The 26,358-nt window shown below is 67.5% G+C and carries 26 protein-coding genes; 21 read left to right on the top strand and 5 right to left on the bottom strand.

Going from position 1 to position 26,358, the window contains the following annotated elements; all coding sequences use genetic code 11:
* Positions 1-41 precede the first annotated feature (41 nt).
* Positions 42-416: a VOC family protein gene (locus H0X95_RS29155; RefSeq protein WP_059722351.1), complete on the top strand. Its 375-nt coding sequence runs from the start codon at positions 42-44 to the stop codon at positions 414-416.
* Positions 416-1,093 (top strand): hypothetical protein, encoded by a 678-nt coding sequence (locus H0X95_RS29150; RefSeq protein WP_059722352.1) that lies wholly within the window; start codon positions 416-418, stop codon positions 1,091-1,093. Before H0X95_RS29155 ends, H0X95_RS29150 begins: the two co-directional genes overlap by 1 nt.
* 4 nt (positions 1,094-1,097) lie before the next feature.
* Here H0X95_RS29150 and H0X95_RS29145 read toward each other — a convergent pair whose 3' ends face one another.
* Entirely contained in the window at positions 1,098-2,069 is a 972-nt protein-coding gene (locus H0X95_RS29145; protein ID WP_006495747.1) for a LysR substrate-binding domain-containing protein, read from the bottom strand.
* 135 nt (positions 2,070-2,204) lie between these two features.
* Between H0X95_RS29145 and H0X95_RS29140 the strand changes: the two genes are divergently transcribed.
* The 4 genes from H0X95_RS29140 to H0X95_RS29125 all read left to right on the top strand — a co-directional run bounded on the left by H0X95_RS29140 (position 2,205) and on the right by H0X95_RS29125 (position 6,839).
* Positions 2,205-4,505, top strand: coding sequence for an NADP-dependent malic enzyme (locus H0X95_RS29140; RefSeq protein WP_059722354.1), 2,301 nt, complete (start codon positions 2,205-2,207; stop codon positions 4,503-4,505).
* A 236-nt stretch (positions 4,506-4,741) separates the two neighbouring features.
* A complete protein-coding gene (locus H0X95_RS29135) occupies positions 4,742-5,941 on the top strand; it encodes an aminotransferase-like domain-containing protein (RefSeq protein ID WP_196446305.1) in 1,200 nt (399 codons plus the stop codon).
* Positions 5,942-5,953: 12 nt separating this feature from the next.
* The gene (locus tag H0X95_RS29130) at positions 5,954-6,145 is read left to right on the top strand and encodes a hypothetical protein (RefSeq protein ID WP_027810831.1); all 192 of its coding nucleotides are present in this window, start codon (positions 5,954-5,956) and stop codon (positions 6,143-6,145) included.
* A 94-nt stretch (positions 6,146-6,239) separates the two neighbouring features.
* Positions 6,240-6,839: a pyridoxamine 5'-phosphate oxidase family protein gene (locus H0X95_RS29125; RefSeq protein ID WP_059722706.1), complete on the top strand. Its 600-nt coding sequence runs from the start codon at positions 6,240-6,242 to the stop codon at positions 6,837-6,839.
* Positions 6,840-6,864: 25 nt separating this feature from the next.
* Here the strand turns inward: H0X95_RS29125 and gcvA are convergent, their stop codons facing one another.
* Positions 6,865-7,755, bottom strand: a complete 891-nt coding sequence (gene gcvA, locus H0X95_RS29120; RefSeq protein ID WP_058902701.1) for a transcriptional regulator GcvA — start codon at positions 7,753-7,755, stop codon at positions 6,865-6,867.
* Positions 7,756-7,889: 134 nt separating this feature from the next.
* Here gcvA and H0X95_RS29115 point away from each other — a divergent pair, with 134 nt between their 5' ends.
* Together H0X95_RS29115 and H0X95_RS29110 are read left to right on the top strand one after the other, a co-directional pair.
* Positions 7,890-8,594 carry an SDR family oxidoreductase gene (locus H0X95_RS29115; RefSeq protein ID WP_039354670.1) on the top strand — a complete coding sequence of 235 codons (705 nt, stop codon included), beginning with the start codon at positions 7,890-7,892 and terminating at the stop codon, positions 8,592-8,594.
* A gap of 203 nt (positions 8,595-8,797) precedes the next feature.
* Positions 8,798-10,075, top strand: coding sequence for an epoxide hydrolase family protein (locus H0X95_RS29110; RefSeq protein ID WP_006484637.1), 1,278 nt, complete (start codon positions 8,798-8,800; stop codon positions 10,073-10,075).
* 54 nt (positions 10,076-10,129) lie between these two features.
* Here the strand turns inward: H0X95_RS29110 and H0X95_RS29105 are convergent, their stop codons facing one another.
* Complete coding sequence (locus H0X95_RS29105) at positions 10,130-11,515, bottom strand: aminotransferase-like domain-containing protein (RefSeq protein WP_059722358.1); 1,386 nt, start codon at positions 11,513-11,515, stop codon at positions 10,130-10,132.
* Positions 11,516-11,678: 163 nt separating this feature from the next.
* On the opposite strand from H0X95_RS29105, the gene H0X95_RS29100 reads away from it, so the two are divergent.
* From H0X95_RS29100 to H0X95_RS29040, 13 genes are all read left to right on the top strand, one after another.
* Entirely contained in the window at positions 11,679-12,965 is a 1,287-nt protein-coding gene (locus H0X95_RS29100) for a hydroxymethylglutaryl-CoA reductase, degradative (protein WP_059722360.1), read from the top strand.
* An 88-nt stretch (positions 12,966-13,053) separates the two neighbouring features.
* Positions 13,054-13,551 carry a hypothetical protein gene (locus H0X95_RS29095; RefSeq protein ID WP_059722361.1) on the top strand — a complete coding sequence of 166 codons (498 nt, stop codon included), beginning with the start codon at positions 13,054-13,056 and terminating at the stop codon, positions 13,549-13,551.
* Entirely contained in the window at positions 13,551-14,930 is a 1,380-nt protein-coding gene (locus tag H0X95_RS29090) for a tripartite tricarboxylate transporter permease (RefSeq protein WP_006484537.1), read from the top strand. Before H0X95_RS29095 ends, H0X95_RS29090 begins: the two co-directional genes overlap by 1 nt.
* 256 nt (positions 14,931-15,186) lie before the next feature.
* Positions 15,187-16,230, top strand: a complete 1,044-nt coding sequence (locus H0X95_RS29085; RefSeq protein ID WP_059722363.1) for an alpha/beta fold hydrolase — start codon at positions 15,187-15,189, stop codon at positions 16,228-16,230.
* On the top strand, positions 16,230-16,772 hold the full coding sequence (locus H0X95_RS29080) for a cytochrome P460 family protein (protein WP_012493119.1): 543 nt from the start codon (positions 16,230-16,232) through the stop codon (positions 16,770-16,772). The genes H0X95_RS29085 and H0X95_RS29080 overlap by 1 nt, the downstream gene beginning before the upstream one ends.
* Before the next feature lie 286 nt (positions 16,773-17,058).
* Complete coding sequence (locus H0X95_RS29075; protein ID WP_059722365.1) at positions 17,059-17,406, top strand: DUF4148 domain-containing protein; 348 nt, start codon at positions 17,059-17,061, stop codon at positions 17,404-17,406.
* Between the two features lie 84 nt (positions 17,407-17,490).
* Positions 17,491-18,282, top strand: coding sequence for an alpha/beta fold hydrolase (locus H0X95_RS29070; protein WP_006484617.1), 792 nt, complete (start codon positions 17,491-17,493; stop codon positions 18,280-18,282).
* A gap of 75 nt (positions 18,283-18,357) precedes the next feature.
* Positions 18,358-19,758 (top strand): amidase family protein, encoded by a 1,401-nt coding sequence (locus H0X95_RS29065; RefSeq protein ID WP_059722366.1) that lies wholly within the window; start codon positions 18,358-18,360, stop codon positions 19,756-19,758.
* A gap of 357 nt (positions 19,759-20,115) precedes the next feature.
* Positions 20,116-20,586 (top strand): rhodanese-like domain-containing protein, encoded by a 471-nt coding sequence (locus tag H0X95_RS29060; protein WP_059722368.1) that lies wholly within the window; start codon positions 20,116-20,118, stop codon positions 20,584-20,586.
* A 28-nt stretch (positions 20,587-20,614) separates the two neighbouring features.
* Complete coding sequence (gene epsC, locus H0X95_RS29055; RefSeq protein ID WP_011694557.1) at positions 20,615-21,553, top strand: serine O-acetyltransferase EpsC; 939 nt, start codon at positions 20,615-20,617, stop codon at positions 21,551-21,553.
* A gap of 8 nt (positions 21,554-21,561) precedes the next feature.
* Positions 21,562-21,783 carry a helix-turn-helix domain-containing protein gene (locus H0X95_RS29050; RefSeq protein ID WP_006484517.1) on the top strand — a complete coding sequence of 74 codons (222 nt, stop codon included), beginning with the start codon at positions 21,562-21,564 and terminating at the stop codon, positions 21,781-21,783.
* Positions 21,784-21,919: 136 nt separating this feature from the next.
* Positions 21,920-22,852, top strand: a complete 933-nt coding sequence (locus H0X95_RS29045; RefSeq protein ID WP_006479760.1) for a family 2A encapsulin nanocompartment shell protein — start codon at positions 21,920-21,922, stop codon at positions 22,850-22,852.
* Entirely contained in the window at positions 22,827-24,827 is a 2,001-nt protein-coding gene (locus tag H0X95_RS29040; protein WP_059722369.1) for a family 2A encapsulin nanocompartment cargo protein cysteine desulfurase, read from the top strand. The genes H0X95_RS29045 and H0X95_RS29040 overlap by 26 nt, the downstream gene beginning before the upstream one ends.
* 75 nt (positions 24,828-24,902) lie before the next feature.
* On the opposite strand, the gene H0X95_RS29035 is transcribed toward H0X95_RS29040, so the two are convergent.
* Entirely contained in the window at positions 24,903-25,787 is an 885-nt protein-coding gene (locus H0X95_RS29035) for an acetylglutamate kinase (protein WP_059722371.1), read from the bottom strand.
* A gap of 48 nt (positions 25,788-25,835) precedes the next feature.
* The gene (locus tag H0X95_RS29030; RefSeq protein WP_006491012.1) at positions 25,836-26,357 is read right to left on the bottom strand and encodes a PTS sugar transporter subunit IIA; all 522 of its coding nucleotides are present in this window, start codon (positions 26,355-26,357) and stop codon (positions 25,836-25,838) included.
* Between the last annotated feature and the right edge of the window lies 1 nt (position 26,358).

Below are 26,358 nucleotides of genomic sequence, written 5' to 3'. Positions count from 1 at the left end.
TATCACTGTCCATCCCAAGCTCATTCATCCGGGGGAGCCCCATGTTCGACCACGTCAAATTCGGCGTCAGCGACTACGCCGCCAGCAAGGCGTTTTTCCTCAAGGCGCTTGAACCGCTGGGCGCAGTGATTGTCGGGGAAGGCGAGCCGTCGTACGGGATAGAGATCAGTCCGCCCGGCAAGCCTTCGCTGTGTTTGTTCCAGACCGACGAGAAGCCGGCGCATCTCCACATCGCATTCGTGGCCGACACGCGGCAGCAAGTCGATGCGTTTTACCGCGCGGCGCTGGAGGCCGGTGCGAAAGACAATGGCGCGCCCGGGCTGCGGCCGCATTATCACGCGAACTATTACGCGGCGTTCGTCACCGGTCCGGATGGACACAATATCGAGGTGGTGTGTCATCGGGCGGAGGGGTGATGCGCCGGATCGGTAAAACGCTCGCGGTGATCTCGAGCGTGGCGACCGTCGGCATCGCCCACGTTCAAGCAGCCTCCGGCGAAACTGCATTCCCGCGTTTCACGCAATCCGAAGGCAAGCTCGATGCCGACGGGCTTCCGTTGTCGGGCGTGAAGCTCTGCGTGCTGCCCGACCGTGCGCCGTGCTTCGAGATGCCGCCGAAGCTTGTCCCCGGTTCCGCCAAGGAGCTGTACCAGTTCGGTCTGAGTCCACGCTCCGAACGGCTGCCGATTGCGTCGGGCGGCTCGTGGGTGTTTTTCTCGGGAATGTTCTCGGGTGGCGGCAGCGGAATGCTGGAACGCGTGGCTGTCCTGCGTGTCGGCGCGAATGGCAAGATCGAGAACCTGATGCCGATCGTCACCGAAACCGAGATGGCCGATCGTGCGATGTGGAGCGTGCCGCAGGTGTCGCCGTATCCGCTGTTCGTCCGGGCCGACTACGTGTGGGGCAAGGGCGAGGATCATTTCGGCAAGCACGTCTTCGACGTCGACGCATGGACGTTCGATCCCGCCGCCAATCGATACGCGAAGCGCTTTTCCTACCGGACGAGCAAACGCTATGACAGAGGCGAAGGCGCGGATCACGTGCTGAGTGCCGAGCGTCCGGAAATCCTGCGGCGCCTCGCCGCCGCCAAATAGCGTGTTACCGCTGTGCGTCCCCGTAAGTCTCCTTGCACACCGCGCGTAGCGCGTCGACGAGCAGATCGCGCGCGGGCGACCGCGAATCGGCGGAGCGCGTGAACAGCGCGATGGGCGGCAGCGTCCACACCAGCGAATACGGCACGATCGCCACGCCGGCGATCCGCACCAGCTCTTCCGCGATATCGGCCGGCACGATCGACACGGCTTCGTCGCTCGACGCGATCATTTCGCCGATCAGCTTCGACGAATAGCTTTCGACGATCGGCACGGGCGGCGCGATGCCGGCCGACAGGAACAGGTCGGTCACCTGTTCGCGCATCGGCGTATGCGGCGCGCCGAGAATCCAGTCGAGCGCGTGCAGCTTGTGCCAGTCCAGCGGCGTGCGGGCGAGCTTGGCCGCCAGGCGCCGGCTCGCGATCATGCGCGGCTGCTGCTGGTACAGCACTTCGAACGAAACCTGCCCGAGATCGATCGCCGACGACGCGCGCCCGATCACGATGTCGACACTGTGATCCTTGAGTTGCAGCAGCAGCTGATCGCTGGTGCCTTCGTGAATCGTCACGGTCAGGCGCCGCTCCATGCGCGCTTGCAGCCGCTTCAGCGCGGCCGACAGCATCTGGCCGGAGATGAACGGAATCACGCCGATGTGCAGATGGGCCGCATGCCCGGCGGCGACGGCCTCCATCTCGCGGGCGAGGTGGTCGAGATCCTTGATCATCGCCTTCGCGCGCTCGAGCACGACCGCGCCGAGCGCGGTGGGCCGCATGCCGCGCGACGAGCGCTCGAACAGCGGCGTGCCGAACATGCTTTCCAGTTCGGACAGCGCGTTCGTCACGGCCGGCTGGCTGCTGGCCATGTGTTCGGCGACCCGCGTCAGCGATCCGTGCTGCTGGATCTGCAGCAACAGCACCAGATGCCGGATCTTCAGACGCGCGCCGAGCCGCCTGACCACGTCGTTTGCGTCAAAATTCATTGACTGGTCATGTATTCATCAGGAAAAAGTGATGGGCCGATATTAAAACAGAATCATCACGTTATGGCGGATCCCTAGAATCCCCTTCATGGATCGCGCCGGGATTGGCCTGGCGCCCACGCCGGGACCCAAAACATGAAACAGACAGAGACACAGCAGCAGGCCGCGTTCGACTACCACGAGTTTCCGACCCCCGGGAAGATCTCGGTCGTCGCGAGCAAGCCGCTGGTGACCCAGCGCGATCTGGCGCTGGCCTATACGCCCGGCGTGGCGAGCGTGTGCGAGTCGATCGCCGCCGATCCGCTGCAGGCGCACCGCTTCACGAGCCGCGGCAACCTGGTCGGCGTGATCACGAACGGCACCGCGGTGCTCGGCCTCGGCAACATCGGCCCGCTCGCGTCGAAGCCGGTGATGGAAGGCAAGGCCGTCCTGTTCAAGAAGTTCGCCGGGATCGACGTGTTCGACATCGAGATCAACGAGACCGATCCGGACAAGCTGGTCGACATCATCGCCGGCCTCGAACCCACGTTCGGCGGCATCAACCTCGAGGACATCAAGGCGCCGGAATGCTTCACCGTCGAGCAGAAGCTGCGCGAGCGCATGAAGATTCCCGTTTTCCACGACGATCAGCACGGCACGGCCATCACCGTTTCCGCCGCGTTCATCAACGGGCTGAAGGTCGTCGGTAAGTCGATCAAGGAAGTGAAGGTCGTGACGTCGGGCGCCGGCGCGGCCGCGCTGGCGTGCCTGGACCTGCTGGTCGACCTCGGGCTGCCGGTGGAAAATGTGTGGGTGACCGACATCGAGGGCGTCGTCTATCGCGGCCGCACCACGCTGATGGACCCGGCCAAGTCGCGCTTCGCGCAGGAAACCGACGCGCGCAAACTCGCCGAAGTGATCGGCGGCGCGGACGTGTTCCTCGGCCTGTCGGTCGGCGGCATCCTCACGGCGGACATGCTGAAGGAAATGGCGGCGCGGCCGCTGATTCTCGCGCTGGCCAACCCGACGCCGGAAATCTTCCCGGAACTGGCGCACGAGACGCGCGATGACGTCGTCATCGCGACGGGCCGCTCGGACTACCCGAACCAGGTCAACAACGTGCTGTGCTTCCCGTACATTTTCCGCGGCGCGCTCGATGTGGGCGCGACGACGATCACGCGCGAGATGGAAATCGCCGCGGTGCACGCGATAGCCGGACTGGCCGAGGAAGAGCAGAACGAAGTCGTCGCGGCGGCCTACGGTGCCTACGACGTGTCGTTCGGCGCGCAATACCTGATTCCGAAGCCGTTCGATCCGCGCCTGATCGTGCGGATCGCGCCGGCGGTGGCGAAGGCGGCGATGGAAGGCGGCGTGGCGACGCGTCCGCTCGCGAATCTCGATGCGTACGTCGAGCAGTTGCAGCAATTCGTCTACCACTCGGGCGCATTCATGAAGCCGCTGTTCGCGACCGCGCGTCAGCTCGTGCGTGACGGCGGCAAGGCGCGGATCGTGTTCACCGAAGGCGAAGACGAGCGGGTGCTGCGCGCGGTGCAGGTGATCGTCGACGAGAAGCTTGCGCGGCCGATTCTGGTCGGGCGTCCGGAGGTGCTGCTCGCGCGCATCGAGCGATTCGGCCTGCGTCTGCGACTCGGTCAGGATGTCGAAGTGACCAATCCGGAATACGACGAGCGCTTTCCGCAGTACTGGACGAAGTATTGGGAACTGCGCTGCCGCGACGGTATTTCGAAGGAAATGGCGCGCGTGGAAATGCGCCGCCGCCTGACGCTGATCGGCGCGATGATGGTGCAGCTCGGCGATGCGGACGGGATGATCTGCGGGACGGTGGGCGAGTATCACAATCACCTGCGGTTCGTGGATGAAGTGATCGGCAAGAAGCCGGGTGCGTCGACCTACGCGGCGATGAACATCCTGTTGCTCGATCAGCGCACGGTCGCGCTGGTGGATACGCACGTGAACGACAACCCCGATGCGGAGCAGATCGCGGAATTCACGATCGCGGCGGCGCGCCAGATGGAATGGCTGAACCTGACACCGAAGGTCGCGCTGCTGTCGCGGTCGAATTTCGGGTCGGGGAGCGCGGCTTCGGGTGTGAAGATGCGCCGGGCGCTGGAGATCGTGCGCGAGCAGGCGCCGGATATCGAGGCGGATGGCGAGATGCATGGCGACTGTGCGCTCGATGAAGGGCTGCGCGCGAAGCTGCTGCCGATGTCGCCGTTGAAGGGGGCCGCGAATTTGCTGGTTTGTCCGAATGTGGATGCGGGGAATATTGCTTACAACCTGCTCAAGACCGAGGCGGGGAGTAATGTGGCGGTGGGGCCGTTCCTGTTGGGCGTTAATGCGCCGGTGAATATTCTTACTTCCAGTGCGACCGTGCGGCGGATCGTGAATATGGCCGCGCTGACGGTGATCGAGGCGAATCGGGGTGTGGCGGACTGATTGATTGGTTTTGTGAGGGGCGGCTGAGGCCGCCCTTCGTTTGTCGGGACCGGTCAGAAAGTGAAAATGACCATTAATGACCAAACCGCAAGACCTAGTGCATAGATATCGTTTGCCGAGCCCTTAATGACTATCGACAATCGTGGCTCGAATTCACCGCCGCGGCGCCAGAAGCGCCTTGGCGGCCGGCGCTCGACGGCTATCCCGGCCATGCGCGCCCACCAGCTCACGACGACATGTACGCGTTCACGCCCTCATTCCAACACCCTGCCGGCTCGCCGATCCGCGAGTTGTTCAAGTACCTGTCCGAACCGGGCATGATTTCCTTCGCGGGCGGCTATCCGGCCAGCGACCTGTTCGACGTCGACGGCCTGAACGCGGCCGCCGAACGCGCGTACGCGCAACCCGTCCGCTGCCTGCAATACGGCCCGACCGACGGCCTCGCCGAACTGAAGCAGCAACTGATCGCGCTGATGGCGCGTCGCGGCGTCGCGTGCACGCCGGCCGAACTGCTCGTCACGACCGGTTCGCAGCAGGGCCTCGACCTGCTGCTGCGCGTGATGGTGTCGCCCGGCGACGTCGTGTTGACCGAACAGCCGGCATATCCGGCCACGCTGCAGGCCATGCGCTTGCAGCAGGCGCGCATCGTGACGATTCCCGTCGACGGCGAAGGCCTCGACGTCGATCGTCTCGGCGAACAACTCGCGTCCGGCGCGATCGCGCAGCCGAAGCTGCTCTACACGGTCCCGACTTTCGCGAACCCGACGGGCGCGACGCTCACACGCGAACGCCGGCTGAAGCTGCTGCGTCTCGCGGTGCAATACCGTTTCCTGATCGTCGAGGACGATCCGTATGGCGACCTGCGTTTCGCCGGCGAAGCCGTGCCGTCGATGCTCGCGCTGGCCGGTGAAGTGGACGGCGCGCGCGACTGGCTCGTGCATTTCGCGAGCCTGTCGAAGATCGTCGCGCCGGGGCTGCGCGTGGGCTGGACGATCGCGCCGGCCGAGATCACGCGGCGCTGCGTGATCGCGAAGCAGACGGTCGATCTGTGCAGCACGCCGTGGACGCAGGCTACTGCCGCCGAATATCTGGCCGACGGTGCGCTCGAACGCCATCTGCCGCGCATCACGGCCGCGTACCGGCGCAAATGCGACGCGATGTGCGACGCGCTACGCGACGGGTTCGGCGATGCGATCGAATTCCATCGTCCCGAAGGCGGGATGTTCGTGTGGGCGCGGCTTGGCGCGGTGCCGTCGGACGTGCTGCTGCAACAGGCGATCGCCAACAAGATCGTGTTCGTGCCCGGCAAGGCGTTCTTCGCGGACAACGTCGACGCGGCATCGCTGCGCCTGTCGTTCGCCGCGCCGGACGTCGATGCGATCCGGGAAGGCGTCGCGCGCCTCGTGCGCGCGTATGGTGCGGCACTGGCCGCGTGAGGAGACATCAGCGTGAATATCACCGTCAACGAAACGGCATCGATGGGGGCGGCGGCGAGCGCCGCGTATAAGCAGCCGGCGAAGCATCGCTCGTCGCAGATCAGCGCCGGGCCGCAATATGTGGCCGACGTGCTCGGCCGGTTCGGCGCGGAGCCGGCGCCCGATGCAGGCGATGCGGCGCCGGTCGTGCTCGGCTACAACTGACGGGCGCACAGGCCGCAGCGCATCGCCGGCGCGCCGTCGCCGCAACAAACGGTTAAGCTTGCGCGATCGAAACACCGACGATCGCCGCCGCCTCATGTCCGACTCGACCTCCGACTCGACCTCCGCATCGCTCGCGCAAACCTACGATCGCCTCTGGTCCTGCCTCGAATCCGGCGTCAGCGTGCAGCGCTCGCCGTTCACGATGTTGCAGGCGGCGACGCTCGGCCTCGACGGTGCGCCGAAGGTTCGGACGATCGTGTTGCGTCAGGTGAATCGCACGGAGCGCGTGCTGTCGTTTCATACCGATGCACGTTCGGAGAAGGTCGCGGAGTTGCGTCGCGATCCGCGCATCTCGATCGTCGCCAATGACCTTGATGCACTCGTGCAGATTCGCGCGGAAGGCGTTGCGTCGATCTGCGACGACGAAGCGCAGCGGCGCGCGATCTGGCAATCGAGCCGTCCGCATACGCTGCTGCTGTATCGCGCACCGTTGCCGCCCGGTACGCCGGTCGCGTCGCCGGAAGCCGCGCATCCCGACAGTACCGCGCCGACCGGCGACGGCTACGAAAACTTCTGCCTGATCCACATGACGGTCACGCGCATCGACTGGCTCGAACTCGCGCGCGCCGGCCATCGTCGAGCGGTATTCGACTTGAACGACAGCGGCGACGAAGCCCGCTGGATCGCTCCCTGACGCCAGCCAGGCGAGCTCACGCGGCTCAAGGCCGCCCGTCCGACGCGGCCTGGATCATCCACGCGCGCATCACCGCGATCGCGTCGTCGTCGCGGCGCTCGGCCGGATACACGAGATAGAACCCCATCGACAGCGGAAACGCGAAGTCGAACGGCTTGCACAGCCGTCCGGCAGCGATGTCGCGCTCGACGAGCGGCTCGGTCGCGAGCGCGATGCCCTGACCGGCGACGGCCGCATCGATCGCGAGCGACGTCTGGTTGAAGCGCAGCCCCTTGTGCGGATCGACGTCGACCGGTGCGGGCATCGCCGCGAGGAACTCGGGCCACAGGTCATGCGCATCGTGCAGCAGCACCTGGCCAGCGAGCGCGCGCGGCGAAGCCGGCGCGGTCAGCACCGACGGGCTGCACACCGCGTACACGTCGAGCGGGAACAGCGCATGGGTGGCGAGATGCTTGCCGAACGGCGGCTTGCCGTAGCGGATCGCGAGGTCGACGCCGTCGTGGCGGAACGTCGCGATCTGCGGATCGGCGATCACGCGCACGTCGTAGTCGGGATGCGCGTCGGTGAACTGCGCGAGCCGCGGGATCAGCCACTTCGACGCGAACGACGGCGTCGTGCTGATCGTCAGCGCGGCGCGGCGCTTGACGAGCTTGTCGGTCGCGTCGGCGATCGCATGCAGCGCGCGCTGCACGTCGGAGAAGTACGCGGCGCCGTCGTGCGTGAGCGCGAGGCCGCGCGGCAGGCGCTCGAACAGCTTCAGGCCGAGCACGTCCTCGAGGTGGCGCACCTGCTGCGCGACGGCGCCCTGCGTGACGCCGATCTCGTCGGCGGCGGCGCGGAAATTGAGGTGCCGCGCGGACACTTCGAACGCACGAAGCGCATTCAGCGGCGGCAGGCGGGAAGGGCGTGGCGGCATCGTCAGGCTGTAGAAAAACTATCGGCTGGCGGCAGAAATACTGGTTCGACAGCCGGAATCGATGCGCCTACATTACCACCATGGCGCGCCGAATGGCGGCTGCGCGGCGGCAGAATCGAAACGAGGAGCGGATCGTGACTGTAGAAAAAGTGGCGCTGATCACGGCGGCGGGCAAGGGCATGGGCGCGGCGATCGCGCGCGAACTGGCGGCGACCGGCTACCGCGTCGCGCTGATGTCGCCGTCGGGCAGCGCGGTGGCGCTCGGCGAGGAACTGGGCGGCTTCGGCATCCAGGGCTCGGTGACGGAAGAAGCCGATATCGACCGGCTCGTGCAGGAAACGGTCGCGCGCTACGGGCGGATCGACGCGGTCGTGAACAACACCGGCCATCCGCCGAAGGGCGAGCTGCTGGCGATCACCGACGACAACTGGCACGCGGGCCTCGACCTGATCCTGCTGAACGTGGTGCGCGTGATGCGCCGCGTGACGCCGATCTTCCAGAAGCAGGGCGGCGGCGCGGTGGTCAACATCTCGAGCTTCGCGGCGGACGCACCCGAGCAGCCGATGCCCGTGTCGTCGGCGCTGCGGGCGGCGTTGAGCGCGTGGACGCGCCTCTACGCGGAACGCTATGCGGCCGAGAACATCCGGATGAACGCGGTGCTGCCGGGCTTCATCGACAGCTGGCCGGAAACGCCGGAGATCGTCGCGCGCATTCCGGCCGGCCGCTTCGGCAAGACCGGCGAGATCGCGAAGACGGTCGCGTTCCTGCTGTCGGACGGCGCGGGCTACATCACCGGGCAGAACATTCGCGTCGACGGCGCGATCGTCAAGGCGCTCTGAGCGCCGCATCGGCGGGCAGCCATACAGGCGTGGCCGCTCGCCGCGCAACAGCTACAAACGCGTACAAATCAGACAAATCCGGGATACATCAGACCTTTCAAATGGGCGACGCCGCGTGACGAGGGCGCGCCGGATTGAAAGCCTGGGCGCGATCTCGCGCGCGGCATGTTCACTTTCCACTTCACGAAAGGAGATGCCGAACGATGTCTTCCACACCGTTTTCCCCGATGCGTCGCCACCTGCTGGCCACTTCCGTGGCCGCCGGGGTGTCGGCGATGCTGCCCACCGCGCTGCATGCGGCCACCGGCGCGAGCGGCATACGCCCGTTCACCGCGCACATTCCCGATGAAGCCGTGGCCGACCTGCGCCGTCGCATCGCCGCGACGCGCTGGCCGGGCCGCGAGACCGTCGCCGACGAATCGCAGGGCGTGCGGCTCGCGCGCATGCAGGCGCTGCTGCGCTACTGGGGCACCGACTACGACTGGCGCAAGGGCGAGGCGCGCCTGAACGGTTTCCCGATGTTCATCACGGAAATCGACGGGCTCGACATTCATTTCATTCACGTCCGCTCGCGGCATGAGAACGCGATGCCGATGATCATGACGCACGGCTGGCCCGGTTCGATCTTCGAGTTGCTGAAGGCGATCGGCCCGCTGACCGATCCGACCGCGCACGGCGCGAGCGCGGACGATGCGTTCCATGTCGTCGTGCCGTCGCTGCCGGGTTTCGGTTTCTCGGGCCGGCCGACGAAGACCGGCTGGGGTTCGGATCACATCGCGCGCGCGTGGGGCGAGCTGATGGCGCGGCTCGGCTATACGCGCTTCGTGTCGCAGGGCGGCGACTGCGGCTCGGTGATCTCGCACCGGATGGCGATGCAGCGCGTGCAAGGTTTGGCCGGGATTCACGTGAACATGCCGGCGACGGTGCCGCCGGACATCGCCACGCTGCTCGCGACCGATGCGCCCGCGCCGGCTTCGCTGTCGCCGAAGGAGAAGGCCGCGTACGAGAAGCTCGCGACGTTCTATCGCGACAACTGCGGCTACTCGGCGATGATGGTCACGCGGCCGCAGACGGTCGGTTATGCGCTGGCGGATTCGCCGTCCGGGCAGGCCGCGTGGATGTACGACAAGATCTCGCAGTGGACGTACAGCGGCGGCGTGCCCGAACGCTCGATTCCGCGCGACGAGATTCTCGACGACATTTCGCTGTACTGGCTGACGAACACCGCGACGTCGGCTGCGCAGATCTACTGGGAGGATCACTCGAACAACTTCAACGCGGTCGATATCTCGCTGCCGGCGGCGATCACGGTGTTTCCGGGCGAGATTTATCAGGCGCCGCGCAGTTGGGCCGAGCGCAGTTATCACAACCTGATCTACTTCAACGAAGTCGACAAGGGCGGGCACTTCGCGGCATGGGAGGAACCGGAATTGTTCGCGCGTGAAGTGCGTGCCGGGTTCCGGCCGTTGCGGCGCGTGTAAGCGGGGTCGGTGCGATGAATGCGGGCCGGCCTGTTGCGCGGCCCGCATTCGTTTTCAGGTGACGGCCTGCAACGCCTGCGCAAACCGCTTGTCCGCCAGATACGCAACGTTGAACCGGCAATACTTCGACGGACGATCGGCCTGCGGCGAGAACACCGCCCCCGGCGCGAGGATCACGCCGCGCTCCAGCAGCGCCTGTGCGAGCGACATCGAATCCGGCCAGCCGGGCAGCGCGGCCCACAGATACAGGTTCTGCTCGCACGGCCGATAGACCTCCGCGCCGAGACGGCCGAGCGCATCGAGTGCGGTGCCGGTCGCGCGCCGCAGCTTCTCCTGCAGATGATTCGTATGCCTGAGAAAGTGGCCATCGCTGACGATCGCATCGAGCGTGCGTTCGCAGTATTCCGAGCTGCTGACGTGCGTCAGCATCTTCACGTCGGCGAGATCGCTGGCAAGCGCCGCATTGCACGCGAGAAACCCGACACGCAGCGCGGCCGACACCGATTTCGAAAAACTGCCGATATAGATCGTGCGGCGCAACTGGTCGAGCGTCGCGATGCGCGTGAGCGAGCGCGGCCGCAGGTCGGCCAGCGCATCGTCCTCGACGATGATCAGGTCGTGCGCGTCGGCGAGCTGCAGGATGCGGTGCGCCTTGGCCGCGCTCGTATCGGTCGCGGTCGGGTTGTGGCCGACCGATTGCGTGAAGAACAGCTTCGGCCGGTACGCGGCGATATGCTCGGCCAGCTTCGCGACGTCGGGGCCGTCGATCTCGCGCGGCACGCCGACGATGTTCGCGCCGCTCAGCTTCAGCTTGCCGAACAACGGGTAGTAGCCGGGATCGTCGACGAGCACGGTGTCGCCGGGGCGCACGAAATAGCGCAGCACGAGGTCCATCGCCTGGTTCGCGCCGTGCGTGAGCACGATCTGCGCGGGCGGCGCCTCGATTTCGTAGCCGGCGAGCTTCTGTTGCAGCGACTGGCGCAGCGGCAGGTAGCCGAAGCGGCTGCCGTAGCGGAACAGCGATGCGGCGCTCGTGCGCATGATGCGCTGCTGGTACTGGTTCAGCCGCGTTTCCTCGAGCCACTCGATCGGCGGGAAGCCTTCGCCGAGATTGAGCACGTCGGGTTTCACGTGCAGTTGCTCGCGCATCAGCCACACGATGTCCATCGCGCGGTCGAGCGAGCTCGGCTCGTCGAGGTCGGGCGTGGCCGCCGCGCGTCGCGTGACGAAGAAGCCGGAGCCGCGGCGCGGCTCGATCAGGCCGTCGGCCGCGAGCATCTCGAACGCGCTGATCACGGTGTTCTTCGAGCAGCCGGACGCCTCAGCGTATTCCCTGATCGACGGCAGTTTCGCGCCGGCCGGCAACACCCCTTCCTCGATCTGTCTGGCGAGATTGTCCGCCATCGCGCCAGACAGGCTGGCTTTTGCACGCTGTTTCATCGGAATCTTCCGTCGGGCCGGCTCACTGTCATGGGTACGGTTGAGGGACTGTCTGCGCCGTCTGTACCTTTTCAATGGGTACAGCGTGACTATTATTCGGCTATCCACTGCCCGCCGCAAGCACCGACGGGCAATACCGCCACCCCGCAACAGTCAACCCATCATGCCGATCGATTCCGCCTTGCCGAACTTCCGCTCGCTGACGCCCGAGCAACGCCTGTCCCACCTGGCCCGCGTCGTCGGGCTCGATGATGCCGAGCACGCGCTGCTCGCCCGACCGGGCGCGCTGCCGCTCGATACCGCGAACGGAATGATCGAGAACGTGATCGGCACGTTCGAGCTGCCGATGGCGGTGGCTGGCTACTTCCGGATCAACGACCGGGACGTGATCGTGCCGATGGCCGTCGAGGAGCCGTCGATCGTGGCGGCCGCATCGTACATGGCGAAGCTGTCGCGCGCGGCGGGCGGCTTCCGCACGTCGAGCAGCGGCCCGCTGATGCGTGCGCAGGTCCAGGTGGTCGGCGTCGACGATCCGTACGGCGCGCGGCTCGCGATCCTGCGTCATGCGGCCGAACTGATCGCGCTCGCGAACAGCCGCGACAAGGTGCTGGTCGGGCTCGGCGGCGGCTGCCGCGACATCGAGGTTCACGTGTTTCCCGACACGCCGCGCGGCGCGATGATCGTCGCGCACCTGATCGTCGACGTGCGCGACGCGATGGGCGCGAACACGGTCAACACGATGGCCGAGACCGTCGCGACGCGCATCGAGGCGATTACCGGCGGCCAGGTACGGTTGCGGATACTGTCCAACCTCGCCGACCTGCGGTTGGCGCGCGCGGAGGTACGGTACTCGGCCGCGACGCTCGCGACCGACGATTACGCCGGCGAAGCGGTGATCGACCGTGTGATCGACGCATACGTGTTCGCGGCGACCGATCCGTACCGCGCGGCGACCCACAACAAGGGCATCATGAACGGCATCGATCCGGTGGTGGTCGCGACCGGCAACGACTGGCGCGCGGTCGAGGCCGGCGCGCATGCGTACGCGAGCCGCAGCGGCCGCTATACGTCGCTGACGACGTGGGAGAAGGCCGCGAACGGCGACCTCGTCGGCACGATCGAGATGCCGATGCCGGTCGGGCTCGTCGGCGGCGCGACGAAGACGCATCCGCTCGCGCGCCTCGCATTGAAGATCATGAACGTGACGTCCGCGCAGGAACTCGGCGAAATTGCGGTCGCGGTCGGGCTTGCGCAGAATCTCGGGGCGCTGCGTGCGCTCGCGACCGAAGGGATCCAGCGCGGCCACATGGCGCTGCATGCGCGCAACATCGCCGTCGCGGCCGGCGCGACGGGCGCCGACATCGACCGGATCGCGCAGCGGATGGTCGCGGCGAAGGACGTGCGTACCGATTTCGCCGTCGAGCTGCTCGCGGGCCGCAGCGGCGGCTGACGCGCGGCTGCGCGCCGCGTGATCGACGCGGTGTGCAGTCCGCGCCGCGCCGGCATGGCCGGCGACATATCAAACCAGGAGGAGACACATGGAACAGACCGGTTCAAGCGCCGTCGCACCCGCGCCGCATCGCACCCGGCCGTTGGCCGGCGCCGATGCGGCGGCCGCGACGCTCGTCGAGGTGTGGGGCGACACGGTGGCGACGAAGCATCTCGCGTGGTCGGTGCTGCTCGGCATCGCGATCAGCCTCGGCGCGTTCGAGATCGGCCGCATCGCGCTCGCATCGTTCGTGCACGACGCGGCGATCGCACGCGCTTATGCGATGCTGATCGGCCTCGGCGGCTGCCTGCTGGCCGGCACGATCTGCGCGGTGCTGTTCAAGCCGAAGCGCACGGTGATCGAGCATGAGGCGGGCAGCGCCGAGCGCGACGACGCCTTGCGGCAACTCGCCGAAGCATCGGGCGGACTGGGCGCGGCGAGCGACCTGTCGGCCAGCGCGCGCGCCGAGATGGAGGAACTCGGGCTGCTCGACCTGTTCGCGTCGTACGACGCGTCGACCGGGCGCGCACGCGCGGGAGGCCGCTGATGGACGCACTGCTGCAGGCGTTGCCGGCCGCGTTCGCGATGGGGCTGCTCGGCGCGATCGTGTTCTCCGGCATCGGGCTGATCTCCGGCACCGACGAAACGACGACGATCGCGCCGCTCACGTTGCTCGTCGCGCTGCTCGGCGTGCCGCCGGCCGGCGTGTTCACGTTCTTCCTCGCGGGCGCGGTGGCCAAGCACATCACGCATGCGATCCCGACCGCGCTGCTCGGCATTCCCGGCGACACGATGGCCGCGCCGCTGCTGCAACAGGCGACGCTGCTGCGCGCGCTCGGCGTGCCGCACATCGCGCTGCGCAAGATGATCTCCGGCGCGATCGTCGCCGCGTTCGTCGCGCTGCCGCTCGCGGTGTTGTTCGCGTCGCTGCTCGCGCCGTTCGGCGCGGCGATCGCGAAGGCCGCGCCGTGGGTGTTCCTCGCGGCGGCCGTCGGCATCGCGTACTGCTCGGCGGGGCGCTGGGCATCGGTGCTGCTGCTGGTGCCGTTCGTGATGCTGGTGGTCGGGCTGCAGGCGCTCACCGGTCATTACGGCGTGAAGCTGAGCGTCAGCTACTTCCTCGGGATCGCGATCGGCCCGCTGGTGGCCGACCTGTTCTCGATCCTGTCGCCGGCCGAGCGGCGGCGCATGCGCCGCGACGGGCCGTCGACGTTCGTGCTCGCGCCCGACGTGAAAAGCTGGCGCGGCTATTTCCCGAATCCGCTGAAGGTGCTCGACCGCGAGCAGGTCGCGTGGACGGTCGGCACGGCCGCCGTGTCGAGCGCGACGTTCGTGTTCAGCCCGGTCGCGATGACGGTGCTGATGGGCGAGATCGTCGGCGCGCGCGTGCGTCATGCGTACCAGCGCCTGACGACCGTGATCGCCGCGCGCAACGGCGTGACCGAGGCCACCTATATCGCCGAAGCGCTGATTCCGCTGATCGCGTTCGGGCTGCCGCTGAGCCCGGTGGCGGCCGGCCCGGCCGCGCCGCTGTTCAATGCGCCGCCGCGCTTCACGGTCGACGCGGCGAGCGGGCAGATCCACAACCTGCATACGCTGATGAGCTGGCCCGCGTTCCTCGGCTACGGGCTGCTGGCGATCGTGCTGGCCGCGCTGATCGCGTATCCGCTCGCGATGCACCACGCGCACCGCGCGGCGGCGTTCGTCGCGCGCAAGCTGAGCCATGAAGCGATCATCGCGACCTTCGCGGGGCTGATCGTCGTGATCGGCGTGTGGGAAGGGCAACTGCTCGGGCTCGCCGTGATCGTGACGATCGGCCTGTTCGGCGGGATGCTGTCGCGCCTGTTCGCGTTCAACACCGGCGTGCAGTTCATGGGCTATTACGTCGCGGTGCTCAGCGTGCCCGCGATCGCCAGGCTGTTCTGACACGCCGGCGCACCGGGCCGCGAGTGCCGCGCGGCCGCGCCGAAGCATCGTTTTCCCGCGATTTTTGAATCGCTGTGTGTCGTGTTCGCACACGGATACGTTGGGATACAAAGCGTCCGGATGGTTCGGATATAAAACCGGTGAAGCGATTCGCACGGCGGCGCGGTGCCATGCGCCGCCGCTGCGAACGGCGACACCCGATTGCCCGCACGTGCCGCGGGCCCTTTCCTGAGCGATCGACAATGGAGAACGAGTCATGCCTGATACCGTGAACACCCGCCGCCGCCTGATCCTGGGCTCGACGCTGGCGAGCCTGAGCCTGGCCGACCTCGGCTTCAGCGCGCTCGCGCATGCGCAGTCGGCGCCCGATGCATCGGCGGCGAAGCGCCCGGCCAGCGCTGCGTCGCTGGGCCCGATCCACCAGATCGACGCGGGCGTGCTCAACGTCGGTTATGCGGATCTCGGACCGAAGCAGGGCCCGGTCGTGTTCCTGTTGCACGGCTGGCCGTACGACATCTACAGCTACGCGGACGTCGCGCCGCTGCTCGTCGCGGCCGGCTATCGCGTGATCGTGCCGTACCTGCGCGGCTACGGCTCGACGACGTTCCGCTCGGCCGACACGGTGCGCAACGGCCAGCAGGCGGTGACGGCCGTCGACATCGTCGCGCTGATGGATGCGCTGAAGATCGACCGCGCGGTGTTCGGCGGCTACGACTGGGGCGCGCGCACGGCCGACATCATCGCGGCGCTGTGGCCGCAGCGCGTGAAGGCGCTGGTGTCGGTGAGCGGCTACCTGATCGGCAGCCAGGCGGCGAACGCCAAGCCGCTGCCGCCGCAGGCCGAATTCCAGTGGTGGTATCAGTTCTACTTCACGACCGAGCGCGGCGAACTGGGCTACGCGCAGAACCGCGATGCGTTCAACAAGCTGATCTGGCAACTCGCGTCGCCGAAGTGGCAGTTCTCCGACGAGACGTATGCGCGCTCGGCCGCGTCGTTCCGGAATCCCGATCACGTGGCCGTCGTGATCCACAACTATCGCTGGCGGCTCGGGCTCGCGAAGGGCGAAGCGCAATACGACGACATCGAGCGGCGTCTCGCGTCCGGGCCCGCGATCACCGTGCCGACGATCACGATGGAAGGCGACGCGAACGGCGCGCCGCATCCGGAGCCGGCCGCGTACGCGAAGAAGTTCACCGGCAAGTACCAGCACCGGACCATCACCGGCGGCATCGGCCACAACCTGCCGCAGGAAGCGCCGCAGGCATTCGCCGATGCGATCCTGCAAGTGGAGCATCTGTGATGCGGGCCCGCGTGGGAATGGGGCGGCGCGGCGCGCGCCATGTGCTCGTCGCGGGCGTGCTGCTGGCCGGTGCGTGGTCGGCGAGCGGTCCGGCCGCGTTCGCGGAGCAGCCGAAACCGGCCGCGGCCGCGTCGCCGATCTACGGCGTGACGATTCCGCCCGGCTACCGGAAGTGGGAGATGGTCGCGCCGGCCGAAGAGGCCGCACCGCTCGACGAACTGCGGGTGGTGCTCGGTAACCCGGTCGCGATCCGCGCGCTCGAACAGGCGACGCTGCCGTTTCCGGACGGCACGATCCTCGTGAAGCTTGCATACAAGCGCAAGCAGTCCGACGAGTTCGCGCCCGCGACGGTGCCCGGCCAGGCGACGACCGTGCAGGTGATGGTGAAGGATTCGCGCCGCTATGCGGCGACGGGCGGCTGGGGATTCGGGCGCTTCATCAACGGCGTGCCGGCCGACCTCGGCCAGCATCAGACATGCTTTGCATGCCATCAGGCGCGGGTGAAAAACCACGATTACGTGTTCACGCGGCTCGCGCCGTGACGTGACACGGAGAGGTGAAGGTGAAGGTGACGGAAAGGCGTGCCCTGCCAGGCACGCCTTTTTTCGTGCTGCGAGGGGAACGGCGCAGCGCGTCGGCAAGCCGGTTTGTATCGCTCTGTATCTGCGGCCGCTCCTGAAAAACTGGCATGCAGAAAGCCCCGGTTTCGGAAACATGCCGGATACGTGCGCGGGTTCTACTGTCGACATGCAGCAAACGTTCGGTGCCAGGCGTTCGCACCGGATGCCAGGTGATCGACACCCCCAACTTCGTTCAAGGAGAAATCTCATGAAAGCCGCTCGAATCCTCGCCGTTGCCGTTCTCGCCGTCGTACCCGCACTGTCGTTCGCCGATACCGGCCACGGCCTCACGCGTGCCGAAGTGCGCGCCGACCTCATCCGTCTCGAGAAGGCCGGCTACAACCCGGCCGGGAGCGAAGCGCATTACCCGGACGACATCGCCGCCGCAGAGCATGCCGTCGCGGCTGCCGAGCAGGTCGCGCGTTCCGACCAGAACGGCCCGTCGAAGTCGCAAGGCGACAACGTGGCCGATGCGTCGACGCCGGCCGGCCATCGCGATGCCGCGCAGCCGCGTGCCGCACGTAACGCCGCCGACGACCTGTACGCGCATTCGTGATTCCGCGCCGCGCCTGCCGCATGCAGGCGCGGCCTTCACTGCAGTCCTTCATTTGAACGACACGACAAGCAAAGGAGCATGACGATGGCCGGTTTGACGAAACGCGTTCTGGTATCCGCCGCGATGATCGGCGGACTGTTCGGTGCGGTCGCGGCGCAGGCCGCGCCGAAGGAAGACCTGAAGGGCACCAACGTCGTGCTCGTGCACGGCGCGTTCGCCGACGGATCGAGCTGGAACCGCGTGATTCCGCTGCTGGAGGCGCGCGGGCTGCACGTGGTGTCGGTACAGAATCCGCTGAGCTCGCTCGCCGACGATGCGGCCGCGGCGAAGCGTACGATCGACGAACAGAAGGGGCCGGTCGTGCTGGTCGGCCATTCGTGGGCGGGCGTCGTGATCAGCGACGCGGGCAACGACGACAAGGTGAAGTCGCTCGTGTACGTCGCGGCGTTCGCCCCCGACAACGGCCAGTCGATCGCGGACGTCACGCAGGGGCTGCCGGCGCCGGCATGGGCCGGCGAGTTGCGCAAGGACGCGGGCGGTTTCGCACGGCTGTCGGACAAGGCGATCGCGCAGGACTTCGCGCCGGATCTGCCGCCCGCGCAGCAGCGCCTCGTCGCGGCGACCCAGGGGCCATGGTATGGCGGGTGCATCTCGGAGAAGGTCACGCAGGCCGCGTGGCATGCGAAGCCGTCGACGTTCGTCGTCGCGACGCAGGACCGGATGATCGATCCGACGCTGCAGGAAGCGATGGCGAAGCGGATCGGCGCGACGGTCACGCGCGTGAACGCGAGCCATGTCGCGATGCTGAGCCAGCCGAAGGCCGTGGCCGACGCGATCATCGCCGCGGCCGAGCGCGCGAAGCAGGATACGCAGTGAGCGCGTGCGGCGCCGCGCTTTCGTGAGGGGCGCGGTTCCGCGCGTGATCGTGATGTCTTTTCACCAGGAGAAGTCATGACCGAACTCTGGGAACTGTCCGCGACCGAACTCGCGAAACGCGTGCGGCGGCGCGACGTATCCGCGCGCGAAGTGGCGGACGCGGTGCTCGATCGTCTCGATGCCGTGAATCCGGCGATCAACGCGGTGGTCGAACACCGTCCCGACGACGTGCGGCAGCAGGCCGACGAAGTCGATCGCGCGATCGCGCGCGGCGACGATCCGGGGCCGCTCGCGGGCGTCCCCGTCACCGTGAAGATCAACGTCGATCAGGCCGGCTTTGCGACGACCAACGGCACGCGTTTGCAGCGCAATCTGGTCGCGCCCGCCGACAGCCCGGTGGTCGCGAACATCCGGAAGGCCGGCGGGGTGCTGCTCGGCCGCACCAATTCCCCGACGTTCGCATTGCGCTGGTTCACGGCGAATCTCGTGCACGGCCACACGCGCAATCCGCGCAATGCGTCGCTGACGCCGGGCGGATCGAGCGGCGGCGCGGCGGCGGCCGTGGCTGCAGGGATCGGCCCGCTCGCGGTCGGCACCGACATCGGCGGCTCGGTGCGCTACCCGGCCTATGCATGCGGCGTACACGGGATCCGGCCGTCGCTCGGCCGCGTGCCGGCATTCAATGCATCGTCGCCCGAGCGGGCGATCGGCGCGCAACTGATGTCGACGGCCGGGCCGATCGCGCGCACGATCGACGATCTCTCGCTCGCGCTACGCGCCTTCTCCGCGCCGGACCCGCGCGATCCGTGGCACGTCGCGGTGCCGTTCGACGGGCGCGATGTGCCGAAGCGCGCGGCGCTGTGCGTGCGTCCGCGCGGCCTGGAGGTCGTGCCCGAAGTCGAGGCCGCGTTGCGCGATGCCGCGCGCCGGCTGGTCGATGCCGGCTGGACCGTCGACGAGATCGACGATACGCCGCCGATGCGCGAGGCCGCGCTGCTGCAGGAACAGCTGTGGCTCGGCGACGGATTCGACGCGCTGGCGAACGCCGTGGCGCAAGACAGCGATCCGGGCGCGGCCGCGGTGATCGCCGCCGTGCGCGGCAAGGTGCGCGACCTGCCGGCCGACGTGATCAGCCGCGCGCTGGTCCGGCGTACCACGCTGACGCGAGCGTGGCGGCTGTTTCTCGACGACTATGCGGTGCTGCTGTTGCCCGTTTCGGCGGAACTGCCGTTCCCCGACGATCTCGACCGGCAAGGGCCGGACGGCTTCGAGCGCGTGTGGGAAGCGCAGCTCACGTTGCGCGCGCTGCCCGCGATGGGGCTGCCGGGGCTGGCCGTTACGACATCGATCGTGAACGGCGTGCCGGTGGGCGTGCAAGTGGTGGCCACGCATCATCGCGAGGATCTGTGTCTGCTTGCGGGACGCGATATCGAGGCGCGTGGGGTGCCGATTGTGCCGGTCGATCCAGTGGTATGACATCCTGAAGAACCCATGCGTCGGCGAGGCTCGGGGGCTTCGCCGGCGCATTTCGGATTCCATGACGACGCGCGGAATGCCGCGCTGCTCGTTCTTCCCCTTCCTTTCAAACTCTTTCGATGCACGACATCGAACGGTCATCGCCTTTCATTTCCCGCCCGCCATCAACCGCGCATCGATAGCGCGCGTCCGTTATTGCATTCCCCGCGGCGCTGATTAGGAAATGAATTTTTATTGGTTCTGCTTCCCCGACCGCACTCGCATAGTGACGCTGACGGCTATAGACAGCACGCAAGCTGCAACAGCCGCATTCCCGGTGTCTTTGTTCATACGAATCTGAGAATACAAGGAAGTGTCATGACGGTTGAACTGCAAGAACGAACCGCTGCGCAGCAGGCGCTCGAAGACGCGCGCGCGGCGGCCTTGGCGACCGGCAAGCCCTACGCGGGTGGCGTGGCGCCGGAAACCGCTTGGGCGTTGTTTTCGGCGGGCGACGCCGTGCTGGTGGACGTGCGCACGGCCGAGGAACGGAAATTCGTCGGCTACGTGCCGGAGTCGCTGCACGTGCCGTGGGCGACCGGCACGAGCCTGACGCGCAACCCGCGCTTCGTGCGCGAACTGGAAGCGAAGACTGGCAAGGACGCGGTCGTGTTGCTGTTGTGCCGCAGCGGCAACCGCTCGGCGCAGGCGGCCGAGGCCGCGGCGAAGGGCGGTTTCACGCAGGTTTTCAATGTGCTCGAAGGCTTCGAGGGCGACCTCGACGAGCGGCAGCATCGCGGCGGCCAAAACGGCTGGCGTTTCCGCGGCCTGCCTTGGGCGCAGGATTGATTCACGGCGGTTACGGGGAGAAAGCAGCATGGCCGCATTCGATATCGACGACATCGTTCAATCGCTGCAGACGGTGCGTCGCGCATGGCGCGAAAAGCAGCGGCGTTCGCTCGAACCCGGCGGGCGTGATTTGCCGGCGCGCGAAGCGCTCGCGCAGATCGTCGGCGCGTTGAAAGGTGTGCTGTTCCCGATGCGGCTCGGGCCGCCCGACCTGCGGCAGGAAAGCGAGAATTTCCACGTGGCCCACGCGCTCGACGCGGCGCTGAATGCGTTGCTCACGCAGGTGACGCTCGAATTGCGCTACGCGGCGCGTCACCGCAATGCCGACGGGCCGGCCGACAATCTCGACGAAGTCGCGTCGAAGGCCGTGCAGGCGTTCGCCGCACGCTTGCCGGAGATTCGCCGGCTGCTCGACAGCGACGTGCTCGCGGCGTTCCACGGCGATCCGGCGGCCGGCAGCGTCGACGAGGTGCTGCTGTGCTATCCGGGCATCCTCGCGATGATTCATCACCGGCTCGCGCATGAGCTGTACGGGCTCGGCCTGCCGCTGCTCGCGCGGATCATCGCCGAGCAGGCGCATGCGGAAACGGGCATCGACATTCATCCGGGCGCGCGCATCGGCGCGGGCTTCTTCATCGACCACGGCACGGGCGTCGTGATCGGCGAGACGGCGATCATCGGCGAGCGCGTGCGCGTGTACCAGGCCGTCACGCTCGGCGCGAAGCGCTTCCCGCGCGATGCGGCCGGCCATCTGGAGAAAGGGCTCGCGCGCCATCCGATCGTCGAGGACGACGTGGTGATCTATGCGGGCGCAACGATCCTCGGCCGCGTGACGATCGGGCGCGGCGCGGTGATCGGCGGCAACGTGTGGCTCACGCAGGACGTGCCGGCCGGCGAAAACGTCACGCAGGCCGTGCTGCGCAGCGAAGCGAACGCCGCGCCGCGCACGGCGGCGCGCGTCGCCTAGGAGGCGCGATGAGCGACCTCATCCATCACTTCGGCGCCACCGTGCGCAAGCTGCGCGAAGCGCGCACGTGGTCGCAGGAGCAGCTGGCCGAGCATGCGGGGCTGAACCGCTCGTACGTCGGCGAGATCGAGCGCGGCGAGGCGATCGCGTCGATCGTCACGGCCGACAAGATCGCGCGCGCGTTCGACGTGTCGATCTCGACGCTGCTGCCGGGTGCGTACGTCACCTGAGGTCGCTTCGCCCCGTTTCCCCTTCGGTTGCACGACCTGACGGCTATAGCATGTTGAGCCGGCAGGGGCGTGCTTCCGATAATCACCCAGCGTCATAAGCAATCCCGTTTTTCATCTTAAGAACCCGGAGCCACACATGTCGACCGTTGCAAGCGGCACGGCCGCGCTGAGCGATCACGCCGCCCGCCAACTAGCGAACGCTACCAAGACCGTCCCCCAGCTTTCCACGATCACGCCGCGCTGGCTGACCCATCTGCTGCAATGGGTGCCGGTCGAGGCCGGCATCTACCGCCTGAACCAGGTGAAGAACCCGGAAGCCGTGCGCGCCGCATGCACGCAGCTCGAGGACGAAAGCGTGCTGCCGCAGACCTTCGTGCCGTACGAGGAACAGCCGCGCGAATACTTCCTGAACGCGGTGAGCACGGTGCTCGACGTGCATACGCGGATCTCCGATCTTTACAGCAGTCCTCATGACCAGATCAAGGAGCAGCTGCGCCTGACGATCGAGACGATCAAGGAGCTGCAGGAAAGCCAGCTGATCAACAACCCCGACTACGGGCTGCTCGCGAACGTGACCGACGAACAGCGGATCTTCCCGCTGACGGGCGCGCCGACGCCGGACGATCTCGACGAGCTGCTGACGAAGGTGTGGAAGGAGCCGGCGTTTTTCCTCACGCACCCGCTCGCGATCGCCGCGTTCGGCCGCGAATGCACGCGGCGCGGCGTGCCGCCGCCGACGGTCAGCCTGTTCGGCTCGCAGTTCCTCACGTGGCGCGGCATTCCGCTGATTCCGTCGGACAAGGTGCCGGTCGCGGACGGCAAGACCAAGATCCTGCTGCTGCGCGTCGGCGACAAGCGCCAGGGCGTCGTCGGCCTGTATCAGCCGGGCGTCGCGGGCGAGCAGGGGCCGGGCCTGTCGGTGCGCTTCATGGGGATCAACAACCAGGCGATCGCGTCGTACCTGATCTCGCTGTATTGCTCGCTCGCGGTCCACTCGCCGGATGCGCTGGCTGTCCTCGATGACGTCGAAATCGCCAAGTTCCATGACTATCCCGACACCTACCGTTAATCCCGGCCTGGCCGGCGGCGACGCGCACGCGTTGCCGCACGCGCCGCTGCCGGCCGGCTTGCCCGACCCGGCGACGCTCGCGCGGCTCGCGTCCGAGTTCTTCGCGACGCCGCCCGGGCAGGCCACCGCGCCCGGGCTGTCGGCGGGCAGCGGCGCGGTCGGCGGCGTGCCGTCGGCCTTGCCTGCGGCGGCGCCGATTCTCGCGTCGGTGAGCAACCCGGTGCCGGGCGGCTCGCCGCTCGCGGGCCCGGGCGGGGCGGGCACCGGCGTGCCGGGGCTCGCGCTGCCGCAAGGCAAGGTACCGGGCGCGAATCTCGCGCCGTCCGCGCCGACGCACGTGCTGTCGCTCGGCAACCGCGCACCCGCGCTCGCGCCGCATGCGGCCGCGCAGAACGGGCTGCCCGACAACGTCGTATCGATCGCGCCCGCGCTGGAGCCGCGCGTCGGCGGCGCGGCGCTCGGTGTGCCGCAGGTGAATGCGCCGGCACCGGAAGGCGCGGCGAAGGCGTCGCCGTACTACTTCACCGACGGTTCGCTGCAGGGCTGGCAGGCGACGCCGCAGGACATCGTCGTGCCGTCGAACGGCCTCGCGTCGCCGGAAGCGTTCGGGTTGCCGGGCGACGACGCGCTGCGCGCGCTGCTGGCCGTGCATCGCGACGTGCCGGCGTCGCGCGCGTCGGGTGCCGACGTGCCGCGCTACTTCATCGACGATGCGCAGGCAGCCGAGCCGCACGGTCAGCTGCATCGCGGCGCCCATCCGCCGTTCGACGTGAACGCGATCCGCCGCGACTTCCCGATCCTGCAGGAACGCGTGAACGGCAAGCAGCTCGTCTGGTTCGACAACGCGGCGACGACGCACAAGCCGCAAGCCGTGATCGACCGACTCGCGTACTTCTACGCTCACGAGAACTCGAACATCCACCGCGCGGCGCATGCACTGGCGGGACGCGCGACGGATGCGTACGAGCATGCGCGGGAGACGGTGCAGCGCTTCATCGGCGCATCGTCGCCCGACGAGATCGTGTTCGTGCGTGGCACGACCGAGGCGATCAACCTGATCGCGAAGACGTGGGGCGTGCAGAACGTCGGCGAAGGCGACGAGATCGTCGTGTCGCATCTCGAGCATCACGCGAACATCGTGCCGTGGCAGCAGCTTGCCGCGCTCAAGGGTGCGAAGCTGCGCGTGATTCCGGTCGACGATTCGGGGCAGGTGCTGCTCGACGAATACCGGAAGCTGCTCAACGATCGCACGAAGATCGTGTCGGTCACGCAGGTGTCGAACGCGCTCGGCACGGTCGTGCCGGTGAAGGAGATCGTCGAGCTCGCGCATCGCGCGGGCGCGAAGGCGCTGGTCGACGGTGCGCAGTCGATCTCGCACATGCGCGTGGACGTGCAGGCGCTCGATGCGGATTTCTTCGTGTTCTCCGGGCACAAGATCTACGGGCCGACCGGGATCGGCGTCGTGTACGGCAAACGCGCGATCCTCGACGACATGCCGCCGTGGCAGGGGGGCGGCAACATGATCGCGGACGTGACGTTCGAGCGCACGGTGTTTCAGCCGCCGCCGAACCGCTTCGAAGCCGGCACCGGCAACATCGCGGATGCGGTGGGGCTCGGCGCGGCGCTCGACTACGTGAACCGCGTCGGCATCGAGAACATCGCGCGCTACGAGCACGATCTGCTCGCGTATGCGACGAGCGTGCTCGCGCCGGTGCCGGGCGTGCGGCTCGTCGGTACCGCGCGCGACAAGGCGAGCGTGCTGTCGTTCGTGCTGAAGGGCTATGAAACCGAGGAGGTCGGGCAGGCGCTGAACGAAGAGGGCATCGCGGTGCGCTCGGGGCACCACTGCGCGCAACCGATCCTGCGGCGCTTCGGGCTCGAAGCCACGGTGCGGCCGTCGCTCGCGTTCTACAACACGTGCGATGAAGTCGATGCGCTGGTGAGTGTCGTCAGGAGACTGGCGGCGCGACGTTGACGTCGTTGCCGTGTCGATGCTTGCCCGCTTGCGGCGGCCTTTGCGGGCCGCCGCAAGCGTGTTCGTGCTGCCCGGTCAAAACCGTACAACCGGCTTCTGCTCGACACTGAACCCGTCACGCAGCACGCACGCCGAATCGGCGAAGTAGCGACGGGTTTCCGACAGCAGATCGGTGTTGCCGCGTCGGCAGAACACCACGCCCGATCCCTCCTCCGCCAACAGCTCGTCGATCAGCGATTCGGGTTGCCCGATATCAGCGAGATGGGCATTCTGCACGCCGTGTGCGAGCGCATCGAGCGCGTCCCGTACGCACGGCGCCGCGTTGGCGGCCGGATGCTCGGCGAGCCATTGCTCCAGCTCCGTGATGCCGTACAGCCCGGTGAGTTCGCCGAGTTCGCGCAGCCATGCGCTGTCAACCATCATCACCAGCGTAACGGCGCCCGTACGTTGCGCGAACAGGCTGCCGAGCCGTTCCGGGCGCAGCAGCCGATCATGGCCTGCGTCGTCCGGTGCGACCGGCATCACGACGGGCACCAGTCCGTTGTCGAGCAACGCGTTCAACGCGGTGACGTCGAACCGCGCGACCTTGCTCGTGTCCGCGTGGTCGGATTCGGCGCTGGCGACCAGCAGGCCGCCGTCGTGACCGTCGACGCCGATTGCCCGCGCGCCGTGGCTGCCGATCAGGCGCACGAGTTCATGGTTGACGCCGGCCATGGCGGCGTGTGTCGCGTGGACCGATTGCGCGACGGACGCAGTCGGAATGCTTTGGATCACGATCGGATGGATGCCGGTGAGCGCGAGCAGCGCGACATCCTGCGCGAAGGCCGAGCGCGTGTGGGCGTCGCTGGCGGCACCACCGTCGATGATGACGACGGTCTGTCCGTGCAGCGCCTGCATGAACGGCAGTGAGCGGGCCAAGCCGGCCACGCGTCGAGTGGGAGTGTCAGGGTCTGGGAACATGGGCGTTCGAAAGGATGAAGGGGATACCTGTCGTTGCGCGACGCTCGATCAAACAGTGCGTTGCATGAGTCGGCGGATCTCGTCGGGCGTTTGTGCGTCGCGTGACGCTTGCCGGATCGCGCGTTCGCTGAACCATCGTGCGGCGTCGGCGAGCAGTTCGAGGTGTGCACGGTCGTCCGCGTGCGGCAGAACCAGCACGACGAATTCGCGCACGGGCTTGCGGTCGGGCGCGTTGAACGTGAACGGGTATCGCGCGCGGACGAACAGCGCGACGGCCGAGCCGATCCCGTCGACTCGCGCATGCGGAATCGCGACGCCCTGGCCGAGGCCGGTCGAGCCGAGTTGTTCGCGCTTGATCAGTTCGGCCCGGATCCGTTCCGCGGATACGCCGCTGTCGCGTGCGACATGGTGAGCGACGAGATCGAACAACTGGATCGCGCTTTCCACCGGTACGTCGAGCAGGATATTGTCCGGCGGACAGGCGTCGGCGAGCGCGGTCGCGAACGGTGTGCCACCGCGTTGCTGAGGGCGGCCGGATTGGCCGCCGACGGCGGCCTGATGCGTTTGCATG

This window comes from Burkholderia sp. 9779_493 (genome assembly GCF_015712215.1).
Taxonomy (GTDB): Bacteria; Pseudomonadota; Gammaproteobacteria; order Burkholderiales; family Burkholderiaceae; genus Burkholderia; species Burkholderia cenocepacia.
The sequence above is the reverse complement of the archived record's forward strand: the minus strand, read 5'-3'. Positions and strand labels throughout refer to the sequence as shown.